General features: G+C 65.0%; 18 protein-coding genes, 1 tRNA gene and 2 pseudogenes. 11 read left to right on the forward strand and 10 right to left on the reverse strand.

Translation table 11 applies throughout. From position 1 onward, the window contains the following. On the reverse strand, positions 1-557 hold a 557-nt coding region (locus MSIMFI_RS10245), incomplete at its 3' end, for a PE family protein (RefSeq protein ID WP_191497119.1). 169 nt (positions 558-726) lie between these two features. After that, a complete protein-coding gene (locus MSIMFI_RS10250) occupies positions 727-2,322 on the reverse strand; it encodes a DHA2 family efflux MFS transporter permease subunit (RefSeq protein WP_191497120.1) in 1,596 nt (531 codons plus the stop codon). A 91-nt stretch (positions 2,323-2,413) separates the two neighbouring features. Between MSIMFI_RS10250 and MSIMFI_RS10255 the strand changes: the two genes are divergently transcribed. The 4 genes from MSIMFI_RS10255 to MSIMFI_RS10270 all read left to right on the forward strand — a co-directional run bounded on the left by MSIMFI_RS10255 (position 2,414) and on the right by MSIMFI_RS10270 (position 6,650). Further along, positions 2,414-2,779, forward strand: a complete 366-nt coding sequence (locus tag MSIMFI_RS10255) for a cupin domain-containing protein (protein ID WP_191497121.1) — start codon at positions 2,414-2,416, stop codon at positions 2,777-2,779. Continuing rightward, positions 2,776-4,437, forward strand: a complete 1,662-nt coding sequence (locus MSIMFI_RS10260; protein WP_396819778.1) for a thiamine pyrophosphate-binding protein — start codon at positions 2,776-2,778, stop codon at positions 4,435-4,437. Before MSIMFI_RS10255 ends, MSIMFI_RS10260 begins: the two co-directional genes overlap by 4 nt. 96 nt (positions 4,438-4,533) lie before the next feature. Continuing rightward, a complete protein-coding gene (locus MSIMFI_RS10265; RefSeq protein WP_191498117.1) occupies positions 4,534-5,547 on the forward strand; it encodes a 4-hydroxy-2-oxovalerate aldolase in 1,014 nt (337 codons plus the stop codon). Next, entirely contained in the window at positions 5,541-6,650 is a 1,110-nt protein-coding gene (locus tag MSIMFI_RS10270; RefSeq protein ID WP_224770143.1) for an NAD-dependent epimerase/dehydratase family protein, read from the forward strand. Before MSIMFI_RS10265 ends, MSIMFI_RS10270 begins: the two co-directional genes overlap by 7 nt. Positions 6,651-6,676: 26 nt before the next feature. Here MSIMFI_RS10270 and MSIMFI_RS10275 read toward each other — a convergent pair whose 3' ends face one another. Beyond that, complete coding sequence (locus MSIMFI_RS10275; RefSeq protein ID WP_191497123.1) at positions 6,677-7,444, reverse strand: isocitrate lyase/PEP mutase family protein; 768 nt, start codon at positions 7,442-7,444, stop codon at positions 6,677-6,679. 367 nt (positions 7,445-7,811) lie between these two features. On the opposite strand from MSIMFI_RS10275, the gene MSIMFI_RS10280 reads away from it, so the two are divergent. Continuing rightward, complete coding sequence (locus MSIMFI_RS10280) at positions 7,812-9,500, forward strand: histidine phosphatase family protein (RefSeq protein ID WP_191497124.1); 1,689 nt, start codon at positions 7,812-7,814, stop codon at positions 9,498-9,500. Between the two features lie 227 nt (positions 9,501-9,727). Here MSIMFI_RS10280 and MSIMFI_RS10285 read toward each other — a convergent pair whose 3' ends face one another. Beyond that, positions 9,728-10,543 carry an enoyl-CoA hydratase/isomerase family protein gene (locus tag MSIMFI_RS10285; RefSeq protein ID WP_191497125.1) on the reverse strand — a complete coding sequence of 272 codons (816 nt, stop codon included), beginning with the start codon at positions 10,541-10,543 and terminating at the stop codon, positions 9,728-9,730. 56 nt (positions 10,544-10,599) lie between these two features. On the opposite strand from MSIMFI_RS10285, the gene MSIMFI_RS10290 reads away from it, so the two are divergent. Continuing rightward, on the forward strand, positions 10,600-11,502 hold the full coding sequence (locus MSIMFI_RS10290) for a winged helix-turn-helix transcriptional regulator (RefSeq protein WP_191497126.1): 903 nt from the start codon (positions 10,600-10,602) through the stop codon (positions 11,500-11,502). 9 nt (positions 11,503-11,511) lie between these two features. Then, complete coding sequence (locus tag MSIMFI_RS10295) at positions 11,512-12,501, forward strand: lysophospholipid acyltransferase family protein (RefSeq protein ID WP_191497127.1); 990 nt, start codon at positions 11,512-11,514, stop codon at positions 12,499-12,501. A 42-nt stretch (positions 12,502-12,543) separates the two neighbouring features. Here MSIMFI_RS10295 and MSIMFI_RS10300 read toward each other — a convergent pair whose 3' ends face one another. Then, entirely contained in the window at positions 12,544-12,945 is a 402-nt protein-coding gene (locus tag MSIMFI_RS10300) for a hypothetical protein (protein WP_191497128.1), read from the reverse strand. After that, on the reverse strand, positions 12,942-13,574 hold the full coding sequence (locus tag MSIMFI_RS10305; protein WP_191497129.1) for a nucleotidyltransferase domain-containing protein: 633 nt from the start codon (positions 13,572-13,574) through the stop codon (positions 12,942-12,944). The genes MSIMFI_RS10300 and MSIMFI_RS10305 overlap by 4 nt, the downstream gene beginning before the upstream one ends. Positions 13,575-13,756: 182 nt before the next feature. Here MSIMFI_RS10305 and MSIMFI_RS10310 point away from each other — a divergent pair, with 182 nt between their 5' ends. Continuing rightward, the gene (locus MSIMFI_RS10310) at positions 13,757-14,497 is read left to right on the forward strand and encodes a DUF732 domain-containing protein (protein ID WP_191497130.1); all 741 of its coding nucleotides are present in this window, start codon (positions 13,757-13,759) and stop codon (positions 14,495-14,497) included. Positions 14,498-14,531: 34 nt separating this feature from the next. On the opposite strand, the gene MSIMFI_RS10315 is transcribed toward MSIMFI_RS10310, so the two are convergent. Then, on the reverse strand, positions 14,532-14,717 hold the full coding sequence (locus MSIMFI_RS10315; RefSeq protein WP_191497131.1) for a hypothetical protein: 186 nt from the start codon (positions 14,715-14,717) through the stop codon (positions 14,532-14,534). A 486-nt stretch (positions 14,718-15,203) separates the two neighbouring features. Between MSIMFI_RS10315 and MSIMFI_RS10320 the strand changes: the two genes are divergently transcribed. Next, positions 15,204-15,932: a SagB/ThcOx family dehydrogenase gene (locus tag MSIMFI_RS10320; RefSeq protein ID WP_224770144.1), complete on the forward strand. Its 729-nt coding sequence runs from the start codon at positions 15,204-15,206 to the stop codon at positions 15,930-15,932. Positions 15,933-15,989: 57 nt separating this feature from the next. Here MSIMFI_RS10320 and MSIMFI_RS10325 read toward each other — a convergent pair. Both MSIMFI_RS10325 and MSIMFI_RS10330 read right to left on the reverse strand, forming a co-directional pair. Further along, positions 15,990-16,061 (reverse strand) — tRNA-Thr (locus MSIMFI_RS10325). Positions 16,062-16,089: 28 nt separating this feature from the next. Then, the gene (locus MSIMFI_RS10330) at positions 16,090-16,815 is read right to left on the reverse strand and encodes a hypothetical protein (RefSeq protein WP_191497132.1); all 726 of its coding nucleotides are present in this window, start codon (positions 16,813-16,815) and stop codon (positions 16,090-16,092) included. A 161-nt stretch (positions 16,816-16,976) separates the two neighbouring features. Between MSIMFI_RS10330 and phoP the strand changes: the two genes are divergently transcribed. Next, positions 16,977-17,699 (forward strand): two-component system response regulator PhoP, encoded by a 723-nt coding sequence (gene phoP, locus MSIMFI_RS10335; RefSeq protein WP_186244825.1) that lies wholly within the window; start codon positions 16,977-16,979, stop codon positions 17,697-17,699. A 33-nt stretch (positions 17,700-17,732) separates the two neighbouring features. Continuing rightward, positions 17,733-19,163, forward strand: a pseudogene (locus MSIMFI_RS10340) (sensor histidine kinase). An 8-nt stretch (positions 19,164-19,171) separates the two neighbouring features. Here the strand turns inward: MSIMFI_RS10340 and MSIMFI_RS28910 are convergent. Further along, positions 19,172-20,198: pseudogene (locus MSIMFI_RS28910) on the reverse strand (PE family protein); the annotation flags it as partial.

Consider the following 20,198-nt stretch of genomic DNA (forward strand, 5'->3'; position numbering starts at 1 on the left):
CTGCCGGCGCACCCAGGATCCACACAGGGAGTACCGCCGGCGGCGTCAGATGTGTATAAGAGCCCGCCCCCGGCCCCCCCGGCCGCGGCGGTGGCGCCGCCGATGTAGCTGTATCCGGCCCCGCCATTGCCGTACAACAAGCCCCCGGCCTGCCCATTGGGATTGGCCGCCGTCCCATTAGCGCCATCACCGATCAACGGCCGCCCCAGCAACGCCTCGGTGGGCGCGTTAATGACCGCCAACACCTCTTGTCCCAACATCTGCAACGGCGACACATTGATCGCCTCGACGCCCGCATAGGCGACCCCCGCACCTGTCAGCGCGTCCACGAAGCCGTCGTGCCAGGCCGTCGCCTGCGCGCTGAGCACCTGATACTGCTGAGCGTGGGCGCCGAACAAGGCCGCAATCGCCACCGACACCTCATCGGCACTAGCGGCCACCAGTTGGGTCGTTGAAACGGCCGCGGCGGTATTGGCCGCACCAAGCTGCGCACCTATACGTGCCACATCACCCGCCGCGCCCCAGAACACCTGAGGATCCACGCTCACATACGACATCTGTCCACCTCGATCGGCCACACAGCACGCACGGATCAAAACCCCCGAGGGATCCCGGGTTGAACGCACACGACAAATTACACTCCCGCAGGCGAAGCCCCGAGCCGGAATCACCTAGAATGCTTCGTGCATTTAAAGACGCGCGGCAATACTCGGCGGCGCACCACTGCTACGTCGGCAGCGGATCAACGTGCACCGCGTCCCCTCGATGTGCCGGGCGCTTCGGAAGCAACACCCCGGGGATGGCGGTCGCTGCAAGCAAGATCGTGGCGACCGCGAACACCCCTGCGTAAGCGCGGGACAAGTCGTTGGCAAGACGCGCTGGGAAATCCGGCGCGAGAACTTGCGACGGCAGCCTCGACAGGTCGGCCGGCAGGCCCATTCGGGCCGCCTCGTCGCGAATCCAAGCCGCCCGATTGGCTGCCGCGATATCGGCATTGCCGTTGAACCTAGCGGTAAGGATCACCGACATCAACGCAGCGCCTATGGATGCAGCCGTATTGTGGTTGACGGTCAATAGCGTTGAGCCGTGGGCCACTTCGCTCGGTTTAAGCGTGCGCACCGCCGCCCAGGAAACCGGAGTCATCATGCAGGCGCTGCCGACGCCAAACATCGCCAGCCCGGTCAGCAGCACTGACAGGTCTACATGGTCTCGGCTTGTTCCGTAGACAAACACACCCATGCCCATGACGGTCAACGTCGTCCCGGTCAGCACGATGCCGCGCGCTCCGTGCTGTTCGAGTAGCCGTCCCACAATCGGAACCACCGCGGCAGCGCCCAAGGTTTGCGGAATCAGGAGCAGCCCAGACTCCAATGGCGTCTTGGACAGCACCTGCTGGAAGTACCCGGGAAACAGTAGGCAGCACCCGAAAAAGCTGGCGGCGAACAGGAATCTGATCGCGTTGGCCGCTGCGACCTCCCGATTGTTGAGTAGTCGTAGGTCGATCAGCGGATGATCGGCGCGGCGCAGTGCATGGACGACGAAAGCGACGATCAGCAGCAAACCAGTGGCTGCTGGTACCCAGATGTAGGAGTCGGCGATCGCGGCGCGGTTCGGTAGCAATGACATGCCATAGAAAAGCAGGACGAGCCCGGGGGACAGCAGCACCATGCCGAGCATGTCCAACGGCTCGGCGGGCACCGGAACGTCCCGGGGGAGCACGATTACCGCCAATACCAGCGTGAGCAGTCCGATCGGAATGTTGATCAGAAAAATCCACTGCCAGCCGAACGCGTCGATCAACCAGCCACCGAGAATGGGGCCACAGATCGGGGCCAGCAACACCGGAACCATGCCGATCGTCAACACCCGCCCCAACAGTTGGGGGCCGGCCGCACGAGCCAGGATGATGAGCTGCAGCGGAAGGAGCATTCCGCCACCAAGACCTTGCAAGCCCCGAAAAGCCACCAGCAGCACGATGTTCGACGCCAGCGCGCATAGCAATGATCCGATGGAAAACAGCAACACCGAACCCAAAACCAGCCGCTTAGTGCCCAGCCGGTTGGCGGCCCAGCCGGTGAAGGGGATCACCGCGGCTAACGCCAACGTGAAGGCGGTCACGGTCCATGCGACGACCGCCTGCGTCGATGAGAATCGGTCGATGAAGGTCCGCTGCGCCACATTGACGACGGTGGCATCCAGGGTCACCATCACCGGGAGCAGCGTGCACACCGCCGTGATCATCAAGAGCCTGGAATCCAGTGTGGCGGGGTGATCCCCGGTGCCGGCCGCCTCGCGCGGCAGCCGATCCGCCTGGCTGCGCATCGTGTCACTCTATCTGCAGAAATGCGGCCGCTAGCCGGGGTTACAAGGATTTGCCAAGCATCCATATAGATCGCGGCCAGACCCTGTTGACATGTTCGTGAGCAACGCCAGGGAAGCGGAACCGTTTGTGGCGGCGGACTTGTCGGAGATCCGGCTATTGGTGGACCGGGCCAACATGGGGATCGCTTCGGTCAGTCTGGCCCATGCAACCGTGGCCGCCGGTGCCGAGACCATGTGGCATCGCTTGGATGACACCGACGAAATCTATTTCGTCCTCTCCGGACGTGGGCTCATTTCGGTGGGTGACGAATCGCGAATGGTGGGACGCGGTGACACGGTCTGGATACCGGCTGGGACCCCGCAAAAGATCCAGAATGTCGGTCCAGGTCCGTTGGCGTTCTTGTGCGCCTGTGGTCCGGCCTATGTGCCGGAATGCGATCAGCGGGTCGTGCCGTGACCACAGTCGGCGATCATCTTGTCCACCGGATGCGCGAGGCGGGCATATCCGTCCTTTGCGGGCTCCCCACGTCAAGGCTCGACTCGTTGTTGGTTCGTGTCACGCAGGATCCCGGTTTCCGGATCGTGCCAGCGCGGCACGAGGGCGGCGCCGGCTACCTGGCCGACGGCTTCGCCCGGGCGTCGGGAAGGCCCGCGGCGGTCTTTGCCGCAGGCCCTGGGGCGACCAACGTCATCAGCGCCGTCGCGAACGCCTCGGTAAACCACGTGCCCATGCTGGTCCTCACCGGCGAGGTGTCGGTCGCAGAATACGGTCTCTGTTCGCAGCAGGACACGAGCGAAGACGGCCTCGGCCTTGGTGCGGCCTTCCGCCGCCTGTGCCGCTGTTCGGTGTCGATCGAATCGGTGGTCAATGCGCGCAGCAAGATCGATCGAGCGTTTCGGGCGTTGGCCAGCGGGCCGAGGGGACCTGTGCACATCGCGCTGCCGCGCGATCTGGTGGACGAGCAGCTGCCGGTCGATCAGATTGGCGCCGCTGTGGCAGGTCCTGGGGCCCCGAGAATCCTGGCGCCGTGCGGTCCCGGGCTAGCTGATGAGGTGATTGGCAGGTTAGATCGGTCCGCCGCCCCCTTACTCTTGCTGGGAAATGGCTGCCGCAGCGACGGCATCCATTCCGAAATCGTCGCATTCTGCGAGCAAGGTGGGCTTCCGTTTGCGACAACTCCGAATGGGCGGGGGATCGTCCCAGAAACGCATCCGCTCTCTCTTGGCGTGCTTGGTCTGTTCGGCGACGGCAGGGCCGAAGACTATCTGTTCGAGACACCGTGCGATCTGTTGATCGCGGTTGGTGTCTCGTTCGGCGGACTGGTCACCCGCTCGTTTTCACCCCGGTGGAGCGGGCTGAAAGCCGACGTCATCCATGTCGATCCCGACCCGTCGGCCTTCGGTCGACTGCTCGAAACGTCGCTCGGTATCAACACATCCGGCCGCGCGTTTGCGGAATCGTTGCACTCCGTGCGGTCGCCGCAACCTCGGCGGCGGGCCGCTGTGCCGCCACCGGCGCCCTTGACGGTCCCGGACACTCAGGGAGAAGCCGTCCATCCTTTGGAAGTCATGCGCGAGTTGGACTCGAAACTTGGCCCGACGGCCACGATTTGCGCGGATGTTGGCACCTGCATCTATTGGGCCTTTCGCGGCATTCCGGTGTGCCGACCCGGCGGATTCTTTGCAACCATTGACTTTTCACCCATGGGATGTGGCATCGCCGGTGCCATTGGCGTGGCCTTGGCGCGACCCAACGAGCGGGTCATCTGCATCGCCGGGGACGGGGCTTTCTTGATGCATGGCACCGAGATTTCCACCGCGGTCGCACAGGGGATCCCGGTGACGTGGGTCATTCTGAACGACGGACAAATGACCGCGAGCACCGGCCCGATCCAGGGGCGGATGGATCCCGCGGTGGTTGGGTCGGTCGCCCGTATCGGCGCGAACGACCTGGCGGCGATGGCCAGCGCACTTGGCGCGCAGGGGATTCGGGTTGATACGCGCGCCGATCTTCGCGCCGGTATCGAAAAGGCGTTGGCCGCAACCGGCCCCTGCGTACTAGATGTCGCGATCGACCCAGCGGTCAACAAGCCCGACATCGGAGTCGGCAAGTAAGGCGGCGCGGCGGTTCCAAGAATCCACCAAGGATCCGGCAAGCCAGCCGACGGACCGTCTAAGGAGCCCTGAGCGGATTCGATGAGGGAGATACAGATGCTCACCAGTGCGGCCAAGAGGCAACCGGTCATCCTTGATACGACGGTCCGCGACGGCAGTTACGCCGTGAACTTCCAATACACCGAATCCGACGTCCGGAGGATCGTTGGAGACCTCGACGCCGCCGGCATTCCCTACATTGAAATCGGTCATGGCGTCACCATCGGAGCAACGCCGGCGCAGGGCTTGGCGGCCCAGACGGACGAGGAGTATTTCCGCGCCGCACGCTCGGTGGCTCGTAACGCGAAACTTGGCGCGGTGATCGTCACGGCACTGGCGCCGATCGCATCGGTGGACTTGGCGGGAGACTATCTCGACTTTCTGCGTATGTGCGTGATTGCCAACGAGTTTGAGAAGGTGGTGCCTTTCGTCGAGCGGGCGCAGGCAAAGGGGCTCGAGGTTTCCATTCAGCTGGTGAAGTCGCATCTGTTCGAGCCGGATCTGCTGGCCCGTGCCGCGAAGCAAGCCAGCCAACTGGGAGTCCGGATCGTTTACGTGGTGGACACGACAGGCACATTTCTGCCCGAGGACGTGCGGCGCTATGTCGAAGCCCTCCGCAACGCGAGCGATGTCACGGTCGGTTACCACGGACACAACAACCTTGGTTTGGCCGTCGCGAACACCTTGGAGGCATTCGATGCGGGCGCCGACTACCTGGACGGGACCCTGATGGGCTTCGGTCGCGGCGCCGGTAACTGCCAGACAGAGAGCCTCATCGCCGCGCTCCAGCGGCGCGGGCACCTGGGGGAGATCGATCTGGATCGCATTATCGATGCGGCGCGGTCGGACATGCTGGGACGGGGCCCGCAGAGCTACGGCATCGATCCGTGGGAGATCTCATTTGGATTCCACGGCCTCGACTCGTTGCACGTCGACCACATCCGCGCGTCGGCGGAAATGGCGAACCTTTCCGTGTCCCGCGTCATCCGCGAGACCGCCAAAACCATTGATGGGCCCTGGCTGTCGGCGGCAGACATCGACCGAGTGGTAGCCGGGATGCGGGCATGCTGAAGGGAACACAGATGCTCGCCACGCCCGGCATGCGCGGCATGCGATCCACCCCGCTGCTGCTGCGTGTCGGCAACCCTCCGACGACCTTTGCCGCCGAAGCAGGGACGCGGACGCTCGTCACGGGCAGCTCCGGACACCTTGGCGAGGCGTTGGTGCGCACCCTGCGCGCGCGTGGCGCCGACGTCGTCGGCCTTGACGCCCGGCCCTCGGCATACACGAATGTTGTTGGCTCCATAAGTGACCCAGAGTTGATGAGCGAAGTGATGGCCGGCATCGAGGTGGTGTTCCACGCCGCTGCTCACCACAAGCCGCAGCTGGCCTTCCTGCCGCGTCAGGCCTTTCTGGACAGCAACATCATCGGGACGCAGACTGTGCTGGATGCGGCCGTTGCCGCGAACGTTCGAGCCTTCGTAATGACGTCCTCGACAACGGGTTTCGGCGACGCGCTGATACCGCCGGCCGACCAGCCCGCGGCATGGATCGACGAGTCCATCCGGCCGGTTCCCAAGAATATCTACGGCGTCACCAAAGCCAGCGCCGAGGACCTCTGCCAGTTGGCGCATCGCAACGACGGCCTGGCCTGCGTCGTATTGCGCGCGTCGCGATTCTTCGTAGAGGGCGACGACATGCCAGACCTTTACGATGGCCGCAGCGAGGACAACATCAAAGCCAATGAATATGCATATCGCCGTATTGCGCTCGAAGACGTTGTTGACGCGCATCTGAAAGCTGCCCAGCGAGCTCCCCGCCTTGGGTTCGGGCGCTATCTCGTATCCGCCACTACACCGTTCGGCCGTGAGGACATGGCGCAGCTACGTACCGACGCGGCATCGGTATTCGAGCGTCGGGCGCCCCTGGCCGCGACCGTGTGGAAAGAGCGCGGTTGGCGGTTCCCCGACCGTCTGGACCGTGTGTATGTCAACGCACGGGCCCGACGCGACCTGGATTGGCGCCCGCAGTTCGACCTGGAGGCGATTGCGGCCAGGCTCGCCAACGGCGAGTCGGTGCACACGCCGCTGTCGCAACTAGTGGGTTCCAGGGAGTATGCCAACAGCCCCTACCACCTGGGTGTATTTGAGCCTGTGGCTAGTGTACCCGTATAGCCCTGCGCGGCAATGGTTTCGGCTTGTTAGGTCATCCGATCGAATTCCTGCAGGCGGGCCTGCATCGACGGATATGCCGCGGCCGCAGGCGGATTCCCTCCGTCGCGGACGCTCTGCGCGACTTGGACTGCCGCGTGGATGGCGGCACGATACGGCAGCGACCCGGTGCTGACTCGGCGCACACCCAATTCCGTTAACTCGGGGAGGGTTATCCCTGGTATCGCCAGCACGTTTACGGGCACCGGAATGTTCGACGTAAATTCGCGGAGATCGTCAAGCCTGCACGCGCCCGGGATGAAGATCCCATCGGCGCCGGCTGCTACATAGACGGCGGCTCGCTGCAGTGTGGCAGAGACCGTGGCGTCCTGGTCGAGCCAGTACGTGTCGATTCTGGCGTTGACGAAGACATCGGGGGCATATTCCTTGATCGCCGATACTTTGGCGCCAAGGATTTGCGGATCGACTAGTTCGCCGTTTGTGCTGTCCTCGATGTTGATTCCGGCCGCGCCGAGTTCGGAAACGTGGCGGGCCACTAGGTCGGGGTCGTCGTCGTAGCCGTCCTCCAGGTCGACCGAGAGGTACATCGGCAGCTTCTTGACCTTGCTCACCAGGTCTCTGGTCAATTCCTTGCTCGCTCGCGCCCCATCGGGGTGGCCCGCGCTGGCGGCAAGCCCGAAGCTGGTGGTACCGATCGCGCGATACCCCGCGTCGTAGAAGGCAAGCACCGATGGCACATCCCACGCGTTTGGGAGCAGCAATGGTTCGTCGGCGTAATGCAGATCGCGAAAGCTCATGACCGATAAGGCCTTTCCCGCTTGGCACGTGTTAGGCAGATGCTAGTCCGTGCCGTCCGAGCGACCGCAGCAGCGCTGGGCTGACACGACAAACCGAGCCCCGCGGGAACCGGCGTTGCGCGTAGTTCGCCCGCAGCAGCGCCCCATCGGGTGGCCATCGCATGCACACCAGCGGTATCCACTCGCAGTTGCTCTTGCATCGGCGGAAATGTAGGCAGGCTTGCCCTTGCCTGCCAGCCGGCGCGACCGCCAGCATCCCGCTACTGAGATCTCAATCGCAGATGCTCGCTTCATTCGCATCGATTCACGCGTTTTTTCCGGCATTGGACGCCATGATGTCTAGTACTCGATAGCACGGGGGTAGGCGATGTCGTTTGTACTTGTGGCGCCGGAGACGTTGGCGACGGCCGCGGCCGATGCGGCACAGATCGGTTCGGCCGTGCGGGCCGGCAATCTTGCCGCAGTCATCCCGACGACTGAGGTGGCCGCAGCGGCCGCCGATGAGGTGTCGGCCGCCATTGCGGCACTGTTTGGCACACACGCCCAGCAATATCAGGCGGCGGCAGCGCAGGCAGCGACGTATCACGCGCAGTTTCTGCGCACCTTGAGCGCAGCGGCGGCGTCGTATGCGGGTGCAGAGGCGACCATCGCCACGTCGATGGGTGCGGCCACTTCCGATGGGTTCCAGACGTTCGTCTATGGTCCGATTCACACGGCCGGCGAATCCTGGATAAGCAGCCCGGTTGGCCAGGCGCTGGACCCGATTATCAATGCGCCCACCACGGTGTTGTTCGGGCGTGGTCTCATCGGCAACGGTGCTCCCGGAACGGCGGCCAACCCCAATGGCGGTGCCGGCGGGATCCTGTTCGGCGACGGTGGCGCCGGCTACACGCCGACCGGGGGCATGGGTTCCGTCGCCGGCGGCAGCGGCGGGAATGCCGGGCTAATCGGTAACGGCGGCGCCGGTGGTGCCGGCTTCGGTGGCGGTACCGGCGGGGCGGGCGGTACCGGCGGCTGGCTGATGGGCAACGGCGGCATGGGCGGTGTAGGCGGCGCCGGTGGTACCGGAGGCCAGGCCATATTCTTCGGCAACGGCGGCGCTGGCGGGGGCGGCGGGATAGGTGGTCGTGGCGGACTGTTCATCGGAATCCCGGGCGCCGGCTGGCTTCCCGACACCGGCGGCGCCGGGCAGTCGATCGTGATCGACTTCGTGCGGCACGGGCAGACGGCGAGCAACGCGGCGGGCTTGATCGACACGAATGCGCCGGGACCGCCACTTAGTGCGCTGGGCCAGCAACAGGCGCAGGCCATCGCCAATGTGCTCGCGCCGAAGGGTGCCTTCGCCGGGCTCTTCGACTCGCAGCTGATCAGGACACAAGAGACCGGCGCACCGTTGGGCGCCATGCTGGGGATGAACGTGCAGGTCATGCCAGGGCTCAACGAGATCAGTGCGGGCGTCTTCGACGGCTTACCGCAGATCAGTCCAGCGGGCCTCCTCTATCTAGTTGGCCCGATCGCATGGACGCTCGGATTTCCCCTCGTGCCGATGCTGACCCCGGGCTCCACCACCGTCAACGGAGTGGTTTTCGACCAGGGCTTCACCAATGCGCTTCAAACGATCTATGGCACTGCCATGACGAACCCGGTCGTGGGCGCAGACGGCAAGATCACCGGGGTGGCCTACTCAAGCGCATTCACTATCGAGGTCGGCACGCTGATGAACGTCAACAACCCCGATCCCCTCCTCCTCGCCCATACACTGCCCAACACGGGGACGGTCGTGGTGGAGGGCAATCCCCACGATGGCTGGACGCTGGTCAGCTGGGACGGGAGACCCGTTCCGCCGGCGTCGTTGCCGACCGCGCTATTCGTCGACGTACGCAACTTGATCACGGCGCCGCAATATGCGACGTGGAACATTTTTGAGTCCCTGTTTACCGGCGATCCGACGGCGGTCGCGATCGCGATTCGCGACGGTATCGAGCGGGTCGGCACGGCGACGGTCAACTTCCCCTTCGCGGTCGCCGAGGACGTGGCCCACGCTCTGGGCGGCTAGGCGTCGGTGGCCTGTCAGCCCGACCTGGCCAACCTGGTCCAACGACCACGATCGAGTGCCCCGGACACTCACGCCCGGACCATTGGCCGGGATACAGAATCGCCGCCATCATTACATTGCCTCAGCCCACGCGAAAGCCCCTCGAAGCCAAGCGTCACGGCCATGTCGCGGTAGAGATCCCTGAAGTCCGCGGCTGCACGATCGGCCGCCCAGCGGCCACCCGGTGGTCACCGGTCTTGCCAGAAGTTCTTGGATAGGCGGCGGCGGTCGGCGCGTGCTTGTGGATCGGTGAAATCCCGGATGCCTTGAGCTTCGGCGGCAAACGGCGTGATCGGGACTTCGAACGCGAGCGCGCCGGAGATGTGGATGTCGGCGCCGTGGTTGAGGATGAACTTCGTCCGGCGCGTCGTGATGGGGTTCTTGGCGAGGACGACTTCGGTCAGCGCGGCGACTTCACGCTCGAGGTCTTCGGGGGAACAGATTCGGTTCACCAGGTTGTGGCGTTCGGCGGTATCGGCGTCGAAGAGCGCGCCGAGCAGGTTCCACTCCTTGGCTTTGCGCCGGCCGGCGAAGCGGGCCAGCCGCGATGTGCCACCCCAGCCCGGCGTGATGTCCCAGTCGATTTCGGGCATGCCCCATCGGGATCGGTCGGTCGCGATGACGAAGTCGCACACCAGGGTGAGTTCGAGCCCGCCGCCGGTGCACACGCCGTCGACCGCGGCGATGGTGATGGGGGTGAGGTCCTCGATGATCTGCACCGTCTCCTGGTACTTGCGAACCTGCCAGTACGGGTCCTCCGGGGTCCAGGTGTTGAACTCGGTGATGTCGTCGCCGGCGCAGAACGTCTCCCCCGCGCCGCGCAGGATCATCACCCTGCACTCGCGGTCGTCACGGATCTCGCGCACTGCGCTGTTCAGCTCGGCGGACAGTTCCCGGTCGAGCGCGTTGTGCACGTCGGGGCGGTTGAGGGTGATCGTCGTGACCGGTCCCGACCGGTCGAGAAGCAGGTTCTGGTACGGCTCGGTTATCGGATTAGCTTGCATAAAGAGACCTAACCATGGTTAGTCTCGTTATGCAAGCTTTCCGCTAGGATTGGTCTATGCGGCAGGTGTGGTTCGAACGGGATTGCTCGGTATTTCGCGCCGTCGCCGCCGTCGGCGATGCCTGGTCGTGGATGGTGTTGCGGGAGGCCATCTTCGACGGCATATGCCGCTTCGACGAGTTTCAGGCGCGCTTGGGTATTGCCCGCTCAACGTTGACGGCCCGGCTCGACCGGCTGATCACCTCGGGCCTATTGGAACGTCTCGGCTCCGACTATGTGCTGACGGCGCGCGGCGACGATTTCATCGGCTGCCTGTTGACGGCAATGCACTGGGGTGACCGGTGGTGCGGGGACACCCATGCGGCACCGGTGCAGGTCACCCATCTCGGGTGCGGGCAGCCAATGCACGCCGAAATGTGTTGTGAGCATTGCGGACAACCGGTAGTTGCGCGCGATGTCGCCTTCGATCGAACGCCCGAACCGATGCGGCGCCCCGACGGGCCGATAGGCCGCCAGCGCATGCCCGGTCTCGATCTGCTCGAGCGCAACGGTTCGTCCTCCATCGCACGAACCCTGCAGGTCCTCGGCGACCTATGGAGCGCCCTGATCATCCAGGAGTGCTTCTTTGGCACACACCGCTTCGACGAATTCCAGCAGCGACTCTCGATCGCATCAAACATCTTGTCCCAGAGGCTATCTCGGCTTGTCGAGCGCGGTGTGCTGACCCGTTCGGCGACCACCGGGCCGCGCCACACTTACCAACTCACTGACCAGGGCCTTGACCTGTATCCCGTGCCCTTGGCAATGCTCACCTGGGGAGACCGCTGGCTCGCCGGCGGCGATCCACCGATCAAGCTCAGCCACAAAGCGTGCGGACACGGGCTGCGCGCGATCCTCAGCTGCTCAAACTGCACCAGACCGATTACCCGCGCCGACCTTGCCATCCCTAGTAATGCCTAAACTGACCCGGTGTCAGAGCCCAGCCAGCCGCAAGTCTCGCTGGTGGCGCGTGCGCTGACGTTGCTCGTCTCGACGTTCTACCGACTGCTGCCCGCCCGGCTCACTGACGCGGCGTCCGCGGCAATGGCCCGGCTCGTCTATTGGAAAGGGCACGCGCTGCATTCGGGTGTGCTGCAAGACTTCCGCGACAACGTCGACCCCACAGCGCAGTTGTCGGAGCGTCAGTGGCGGCCCGTCCGGGCCATGTATCGCGCGCTGATGCGCAACGCGTTCGACGGAATCTGGTTCCTCACCGTGTCGCGCGCGGCCGCGCTGCGCCGCTTCCGGGTGTCTGACACGTCACCCATCGCCGTCGCGCTTGCGGCGGGCCGGCCGAGCGGGGTCGGTGCGGTTGTCGTCTTCCCGCATCTGGGTTCCTACGCGGCGCTACCGGTCGTGCTCGCGATCAACGAGGTGCCAACGACGGTCGTCGCCAACCGGCAGCGCGGGTTGATGCAGTGGGTGATCACCCGAGGGGCGCGCAAGGCCGGCCTGGAATTGGTTGTCGTCGACCGCGCTAGGGGCGCAAGCACTACCGCTGAGCTAATGGCAGCCATCGAGCGCGGCCGTGTTGTCGCAATCGCTGGTGACTACTTCCGCTCTCGGGAGGGCGGCGGCAAGGGAATCGAGGTTGACCTTGCCGGGACCCGGCGCACGGTTGGTCCGGGACCCGCGCTGCTGTCGCCGCGCACCGGTGCCGCGATCGTGCCGGCCGTGGTGTTCCAGCATGGACATCGTCGCGAACCTGTTCTGGGCCAGCCGATCTACGCCGGCGGCCCGCTTGGGCGCGATGACCCGAATCTGGACAAGTTGGTGCCGGCGATCTCGCAGCGTATCGCCGATGCGATGGCGCAGTTCATCAAGCGCGAGCCGGAGCAGTGGGTGATGCCCGGTGGGCTGGTATCGGACTCCTTGGGGCGTCGGCAGAACAGCCGGCGCGACGGCAAGAAAGCGAGTTGACGGCATATGACGGCAAGAACGCGAGCTTGTGCGTAATCGCAGTCATCGATCTTCGCTGGCCGCGGGCTTTGCGATGCGGCGCGCCGCCTCGACAAGATTCGAGGCGGCCCGGCTCGCTTTCTTGTGGTCGTCCGAACTTACCGATTGGTGCGTATACGCGACCTTGGACTTCATGTTCAGTAGCGCGCGGAGATACTTGGCTACGTCGGGCTGGGCCTTCGCAAGCAGAGCGATCGCGTCACTGTGGTTCTCGCTGATCGAGTACTCACCGAGTTTCCCGCAACATATGACGTCCGCTGCGGCGATGCCTGCATCGACGAAGAGATCGACCGCGGCGTTTGGCGCATGGTCTTCAATCAATGTCGCGGCATCGTGAAACTCTGTCGCCTTATTCAGCCGTCCCGCCTGAGCGGCGTCGGAGCTCTTCCTTGTGCGTCCAGTCATTGTGATTGTGCTTCGTTGGACGCTCGGAGCAGCTTGATCAACCAGGCTCGTGATCCTGCCACGGTGAGCCCGTGATCCACCACATCCCGAATCATCGGCTCGGCGCGCGCGGCGCGCAGCTCGTCGATGGTGTACTCGATGACGCGTGCGTCGTTGCCTGTCCCTCCGGTAACCGTCGTGGCAAGTTCGCCAACTTGCTCCGACCAGACGGTGTCCGAGCAGTCGTGGTCGCGCACGAGCAAGATGTCCACGTCGCTGCGCGGCGTCATAGTTCCTGTCGTCGCGGATCCGAACACTGCGGCGTACACCGGCGGCGCCTGCCAGCCCTCAAGGTGCTGCTCGAGCCGTGTGAAGAACGTACTTGTCAGCCTCGCGAGAGCCTGTATCGGCTCCGCCGCAAGATGATTGGTGTTCAGCCGGTATGCAAACGCATTGCCCACCCGATCAGCGAGTACCACCCCTTGCGCAACCAGTCTGGTGAGGACCTTTCGGATACCTTCCTCGGAAAAATTGTTCAGGATGCGATGAACCTGACCTGTGGTGAACGTGACATCGTGCGTTGCCAAGACCGCCAGCACGTCGCCGTCGAGGGTCGGTGTAACCGTCGCAAAGGGCCGGTCCAATTGCATCAGAGACCCCTCCTCAGCCCAACTATCGTTGTCTTACCCGTACTATAGTTCGCTTTAGTGAAATATAGTACTTCCGCTCCCTGGGGTGTCGGCGGAACTGCCGGCGATACGGCAAGAAGGGAGTCGACGGTGCGATCTATCGGGGCTTGTGGCAATGCCGGGACCCCCATCAGACTGACGGAATGCGCGATCGCGAGACGATCGACTCAGAATTGCGACTTCTCGCCCTGCGGCGCCAATCAGTCCGTGAGCAGGGCGGTCAGCCGTCGTCCGAACAGGTCGACAAACTGCTCGACGAACGTCTAGGCCATCGCGCCGAGGCGTCCGAGACCGAGCCTGAGGGTGACTCGACCGGCGACGTCACGTCGCACCGGCGGGCGGGTGTGCTGCGCCGCTTCGGGCCGCTCTCGCTGTTGCCGCTATCACTGCTGGCCGCCGCCGCCGTGTTCGTCGCGATGTTCGGCGGGCACCACCAGCAGTCGGCAGAGCCGGCGCCGGAGGAAGTGCCCCCGCCGCCGATTTCGCAAACCAAAACCGCGGCGCCGCAAGCTCAACCGCCGATTGACCTCGCCGACAGGGTCTTCTTCGACGTGTTGAACAAGCAAGGCGTGCCGATTCCCAGCCACGAATACGCGACGACCCAGGCGCATTCGGTCTGCGGTTTCCTCGACCGCCAGCCCAACCTCGCCGACGCCGTCCGCTTCGTGCAGCAGTCGTCAATATGGGACGCCGATCAAAGCGCCCGCTTCGCGGCTGGAGCCGTCGTCACGTACTGCCCGCAGTACGTATCCGCAACCCCGCCGATGCAGCCAGGCCTGCAGAATTCTTTGTCAGATATGCAAGCCATCCAGCGCGACATGCAGAGCATCCAAGGTGATCTGCAAAATATCCGCGACCATTTGCCGGCCCTCCCAGGTGAGTAGTAACCCCGGGCACGGTTGATCGCTCAACCATTACTCACCGATTGCTCAAGATCAACCGCAGCGTTCGGCGCGAGGTCTTCAACCAACTAGCGGCATCATGGAACTCTGTCGCCTTCTTCAGCCGGCCCGCTTGAACAGCTTCGGGGATCATCACGTTGCCGACGACCATCGCGACGTAGCCATCCCACACCGCGTGGTCGTCGGGCACCGCGGCGCTCACCCAAATCGCCCGCGACACCCCCGGACGCGCGTACTACCGACGAAAACGAGCCGCCTGGCAAGAGCCAGCGAGAAGCGTTGCGCGGCCTGAACGATGCCTATTCAACGTCGTCTACCGCCAACTCGTACACGTCGCCACACCAGAAGTAGGGGCAGGCGCGGCGCGACGCGCGGGGGCGGCTGTACTGTCCAGCGCGGTCGGCTCACACCCCTTCACCGGCACTTCGGACCCGTCACTCACCGGGCCAGTCGCCCCGCCGCCATACAACTGGCGGCCAAAAAGCTTGACATAGAAAGGCCCCCACGAGCATCGTTGGAATACGAAGCAGCCAATTTGAAATTTGAACGTCAGGTTCCCGAACGCCTCGGCCGCCCGGTGTTTGCGTGCAGCACCGCCTGCCGAAACGGGAAACGGCATCAGATCGAGAATCGCTGATATCCGATCACCCTGTAAAACCAGGACCCGGAAACGTTATTAGGATCGCCGATGATGAATAAGTGGCGGTTAGCGCTTGGGGCGGTTTTGACCACAATAGCTATTTTGGGGGCGCATTATCTGATAGAAAACAGGGACAACACGGGAGTTAATCAACAGGCAGAACCTAACGGGAATCACCTTCAGCTCCCAGCCGTGCGCCTTGACAGCCCGGTCTCGTTCGAATCAGCTATGCAACACCGGCGATCCGTGCGGAACTATGCCGACAAACCGCTGTTCCTGGGAGAAGTCTCCCAGTTGTTGTGGTCAGCCCAGGGCATCATCCTCAAGGGCGTTTACCGAACAGCTCCTTCAGCCGGAGCGCTTTATCCGCTGGAAGTTTACCTGCTGGTCGGCGCAGTGGATGGTCTCGAAACTGGCATCTATAAGTACGTGCCATCCGGACACCAACTGCTAAAGGTATCCAGCCAGGACAAGCGGGGCGACCTCTACTTGGCTGCTTTAAAACAAGAGCCGATCCGAAAAGCGCCAATTGTGATCGTCTTCGCAGCAGTCTACCAACGCACACAGGTCAAATACGGCGATAGAGCGCAGCGCTACGTAGATATGGAGGTCGGCAGCGCCACCCAAAATGTTTACCTCCAGGCCACCGCGCTGGACTTGGGAACCGCCCTTATAGGCGCATTTTCCGACGAACAAGTAAAAACAACCCTTAGTCTGGCGGAGGATGAGCAGGCGTTGGGTTTGATGCCAGTGGGCAGGCCGCGGGCTCGCCGGTAAGGAAGACAGCGAGGCGCCGTCAAGTAACACGCTGACCTGCGGTGCAGCTGGGGTGAGAGCCCCCTGTCAGGATTGAACTGACGACCGCTCGCTTACAAGGCGAGTGCTCTACCACTGAGCTAAGGAGGCCGGATTAACCGGGTGCAAGCCTAGCGGCTCACCCTTCGGCGTCGATGACGCGCTGGGAACCCACCGACCGTGACGATGAGCGCCGTGGTTGCCGGCGCGGCAGCGGGATCCGTTCGGCGATGTTGCTGAGCGGGTTGACCACCAGCGTCAGGGCTGTGACCGCGTCCTGCAGGGTGGCGATGGCGGGCTCGAGCGCCTCCATCCCGGGCGCCAGCCGAGCCAGTGTGTCGGCGAGGTCGGTGAGTTGTTCGAGCGGTCCGTCCTTGGAAGTCAAGGTGTCGATCAGTCCGCCTTCGGCGAGCAGTCGCTCGGCCACCCCATCCTCGGCCAGCAGCCGTTCGACCATCCCGTCCTCGCCAAGGAGTCGATCGCCCAGCCCGCCCGGTTGCAGCGCCCGCTGCAGCGCGCCGCCCTCCGCGGTCAGCCGGTCCAGCAAACCGCCGGGCGCTGTCACCAGGTCAACCAACCCGCCGGGGCGCAGCAGCCGGTCCATCGGCCCGTCGGGAGCCACCGCACGTCCCAGCGGCATGTCGTCGTCCAACAATCTGGCCAGCCGGTTTGCTCGGGCGAGGGCGTCGTCGATCCCGAACATGTTCGCCATCGCGTTGGACCCGCTCGGGCCGGCGGTCTCACCCAGCGATTGCTTTGCCAGACCAACCACCGCGCCAGCAAGATTTAGACTCGCCTCGGCGGCGGCGAGCCCGACGCGTGCGGGCGCGGTCGCAACGGCCACGAGGGTTTTGCCCAGACTCATGCTGTGAGTGTATTCACGGCGCGCCCCGATGATCCCCCATGGGTCCAAGCCGATTCGATGTTTCCTGGCAGACTATTAGCAGATTACGGACACCGAGCTCGCAGGAAGTACTCAATGATTGTGAAGCTAGCTTTAAACCGAGTGCTGATGGGGTTGGCCTCATGACCGCAGGACTCGCAGGCGAAAAGTCCACACCGGAGGCCCGCATCCTCGTCGTCGACGACGAGGCCAACATTGTCGAGCTGCTGTCCGTGAGCCTGAAGTTCCAGGGGTTCGAGGTCTACACGGCCACCAACGGAGCACAGGCGCTCGACCGCGCCAGGGAATTCCGGCCGGACGCGGTGATCCTCGACGTGATGATGCCCGGAATGGATGGCTTCGGGGTGCTGCGCCGGCTGCGCGCCGACGGCATCGATGCGCCAGCGCTGTTCCTGACGGCCCGAGATTCGCTGCAGGACAAGATCGCGGGCCTGACGTTGGGTGGCGACGACTATGTGACGAAGCCCTTCAGCCTGGAGGAGGTCGTTGCCAGGCTGCGGGTCATTTTGCGACGTGCTGGCAAGGGCAGCACGGAACCTCGCAATTCCCGTCTGACGTTCGCCGATATCGAACTCGATGAGGAGACCCACGAGGTGTGGAAGGCCGGCCAGCCGGTGTCGTTGTCGCCCACCGAGTTCACGCTGTTGCGCTACTTCGTGATCAACGCCGGAACAGTGCTGAGCAAGCCGAAGATCCTCGACCACGTCTGGCGCTACGACTTCGGCGGCGACGTCAACGTCGTGGAGTCTTACGTGTCATATCTGCGTCGCAAGATCGACACCGGGGAAAGGCGGCTGCTGCACACCTTGCGCGGGGTGGGCTATGTGTTGCGGGAGCCGCGATGAGCATGGTCCCCTCGACCCGCTAGGAAGCGACGCATGGCCACATTTCGTCGACGTGGACTGCCGCTGCGGGTAAGCCTGGTCGCCGCGACCCTGGTGCTGGTGCTGTGCGGCCTGTTGGCTTCGGGTGTCGCGGTCACCTCGATCCTGCAGCACAGTTTGATCAGCCGGATCGACGCGGCTCTGCTCGACGCCTCCCGCACCTGGGCGCAGACCCCCTGGAAGCCCCCGGCCAACACGTAAGGCCCCGACCCCGCCCGGCCGCCATCGAAGTTCTACGTGCGGGGCATCAGCCCCGACGGTCGCACCTTTGTCGCCATCAACGACCGCAATGCCGAACCCGCGCTGCCCGCCAACAATGATGTCGGCCCCAACCCGACGACGCTTCCGTCGGTGAACGGTTCTGATATCGAATGGCGCGCGGTAACGGTGCGGGTGCCGCAGGGCGGTCTGACCACTGTGGCCATCGATCTATCTGATGTTCAGCACACCGTCGGGTCTCTGGTGTGGCTGCAGGTGGGCATCGGGGTCGCGGTGCTGGTTGTCGTTGGCATCGCCGGTTATGCGGTGGTGCACCGTAGCCTAAAGCCGCTGTCCGAAGTCGAACAGACCGCCGCAGCGATCGCCGCGGGCCAGCTGGATAGCCGGGTTCCGGAACGTGATCCCCGCACCGAGGTGGGCCGACTTTCGTTGGCGCTCAACGGAATGCTCGCGCAAATCCAACAGGCGGTGGCATCCTCGGAGTCGTCGGCCGAAACCGCCCGCGGTTCTGAGGACCGGATGCGACGCTTCATCACCGACGCCAGCCACGAACTGCGCACGCCGTTGACCACCATTCGCGGCTTCGCCGAGTTGTATCGCCAGGGCGCGGCCCGCGACGTTTCCATGCTGTTGTCGCGGATCGAAAGCGAAGCGAGCCGGATGGGTCTGCTGGTGGACGACTTGCTGATGCTGGCCCGGCTGGATGCGCAACGGCCGCTCGAACACGACAGGGTGGACTTGCTGGTGCTGGCCAGCGACGCGGTGCACGACGCGCGGGCGATCGATCCCAAGCGCGCCATCACCCTGGAAATCCTCGATGGTCCCGGCACCCCGGAGGTGTTCGGTGATGAACCGCGCCTTCGCCAGGTGCTGAGCAATCTCGTGGCCAACGCTCTGCAGCACACGCCGGAAACCGCCGATGTCACCGTGCGGGTCGGCACCAGGGGTGACGACGCGGTGATTGAGGTAGCCGACAAGGGTCCTGGCATGAGCCAGGAGGATGCGGCGCGGGTGTTCGAGCGGTTCTATCGCACCGACTCGTCGCGGGCGCGGGCCAGCGGTGGAACCGGACTGGGGCTGTCCATCGTCGACTCGCTAGTCAACGCCCATGGCGGCGCGGTCACGGTGACGACCGCGCCGGGGGAGGGTTGCTGCTTCCAGGTCACGCTCCCGCGCGTCAGCGACGTGCCGGCACCGATTAGTTAAGTCGGGGCTCAGCCGGGTAGGCCGTTGTGACCGTCAGTGCCGCGGCTACCGTCGGCGCCGGCGGCGCCGACGCTCGACCCCGAGCCGCCGGTCCCGCCAGCGCCGCTGCCGCCGGTGCCACCGGTGCCGGCGGCACCGTTGATTGACGTGCCCTGGTTGCCGTTGCCGATGTTGCCGTTGCCGCCGCCGCCGCCGTCGCCTCCGGTGCCGCCCGTGCCGCCGTTACCGCCCACGCCCAAGATGCCGTTGGCGCCCGCGCGGCCAATCAACCCGCCGGTGCCGCCCGTGCCGGCCGACCCGCCGTTGCCGCCAGCGCCCCCATCACCCGAGCCGCCGTTGCCGCCACCACCGCCGGCGCCACCAGTGGCGGAGACGAGAGACGCAGCCTCGCCGCCGTGACCGCCGCCACCGCCCCTGCCGCCGGTGCCACCTTGACCGCCGGTGCCGCCGATGCCGCCGTCGCCGCCGTGACCGCCACTGCCGACCAGCAGCCCGCCAGCGCCGCCGTTGCCGCCCGCGCCGCCTGCCCCGCCGGCGCCACCGGCGCCGGAGCCGCCCTGGCCGCCGGTGCCGCCGGCCCCACCGGTGGCTGCACCGCCGTCGGTCGCGGCGCTTACACCGAATTCGTTGTTAGCGTCGCCGCCACCGCCGCCGATGCCGCCGGTACCGCCTTGGCCGCCGGCGCCGCCCTGACCGCCGGCACCCCCGTCGCCTCCATTGCCGATCAGCAGCCCGCCCCGACCACCGGCGCCGCCGACACCGCCGGCCTCGCCCGTGCCGCCCACGCTGCTGCCGCCCATGCCGCCCATGCCGCCGTTGCCTCCGGTGGCGTTACCTCCACCGTTGCCTTCGGCCCAGCCGCCGGTGCCGCCCGCGCCGCCGGTGCCACCGGGGACCCCGGCGGCCCCGCCGTCGCCTCCGTGGCCCGCAATGGCGGCGCCATCAAGAGACTCGGCCACGCCGCCGTCGCCGCCCCTGCCGCCGTTCTCGCCCGGCACGCCGGCGCCGGTGCCGCCGTTGGCAGCGTGCCTGGCC

The sequence above is a fragment of the Mycobacterium simulans genome (assembly GCF_900232995.1).
GTDB lineage: Bacteria > Actinomycetota > Actinomycetes > Mycobacteriales > Mycobacteriaceae > Mycobacterium > Mycobacterium simulans.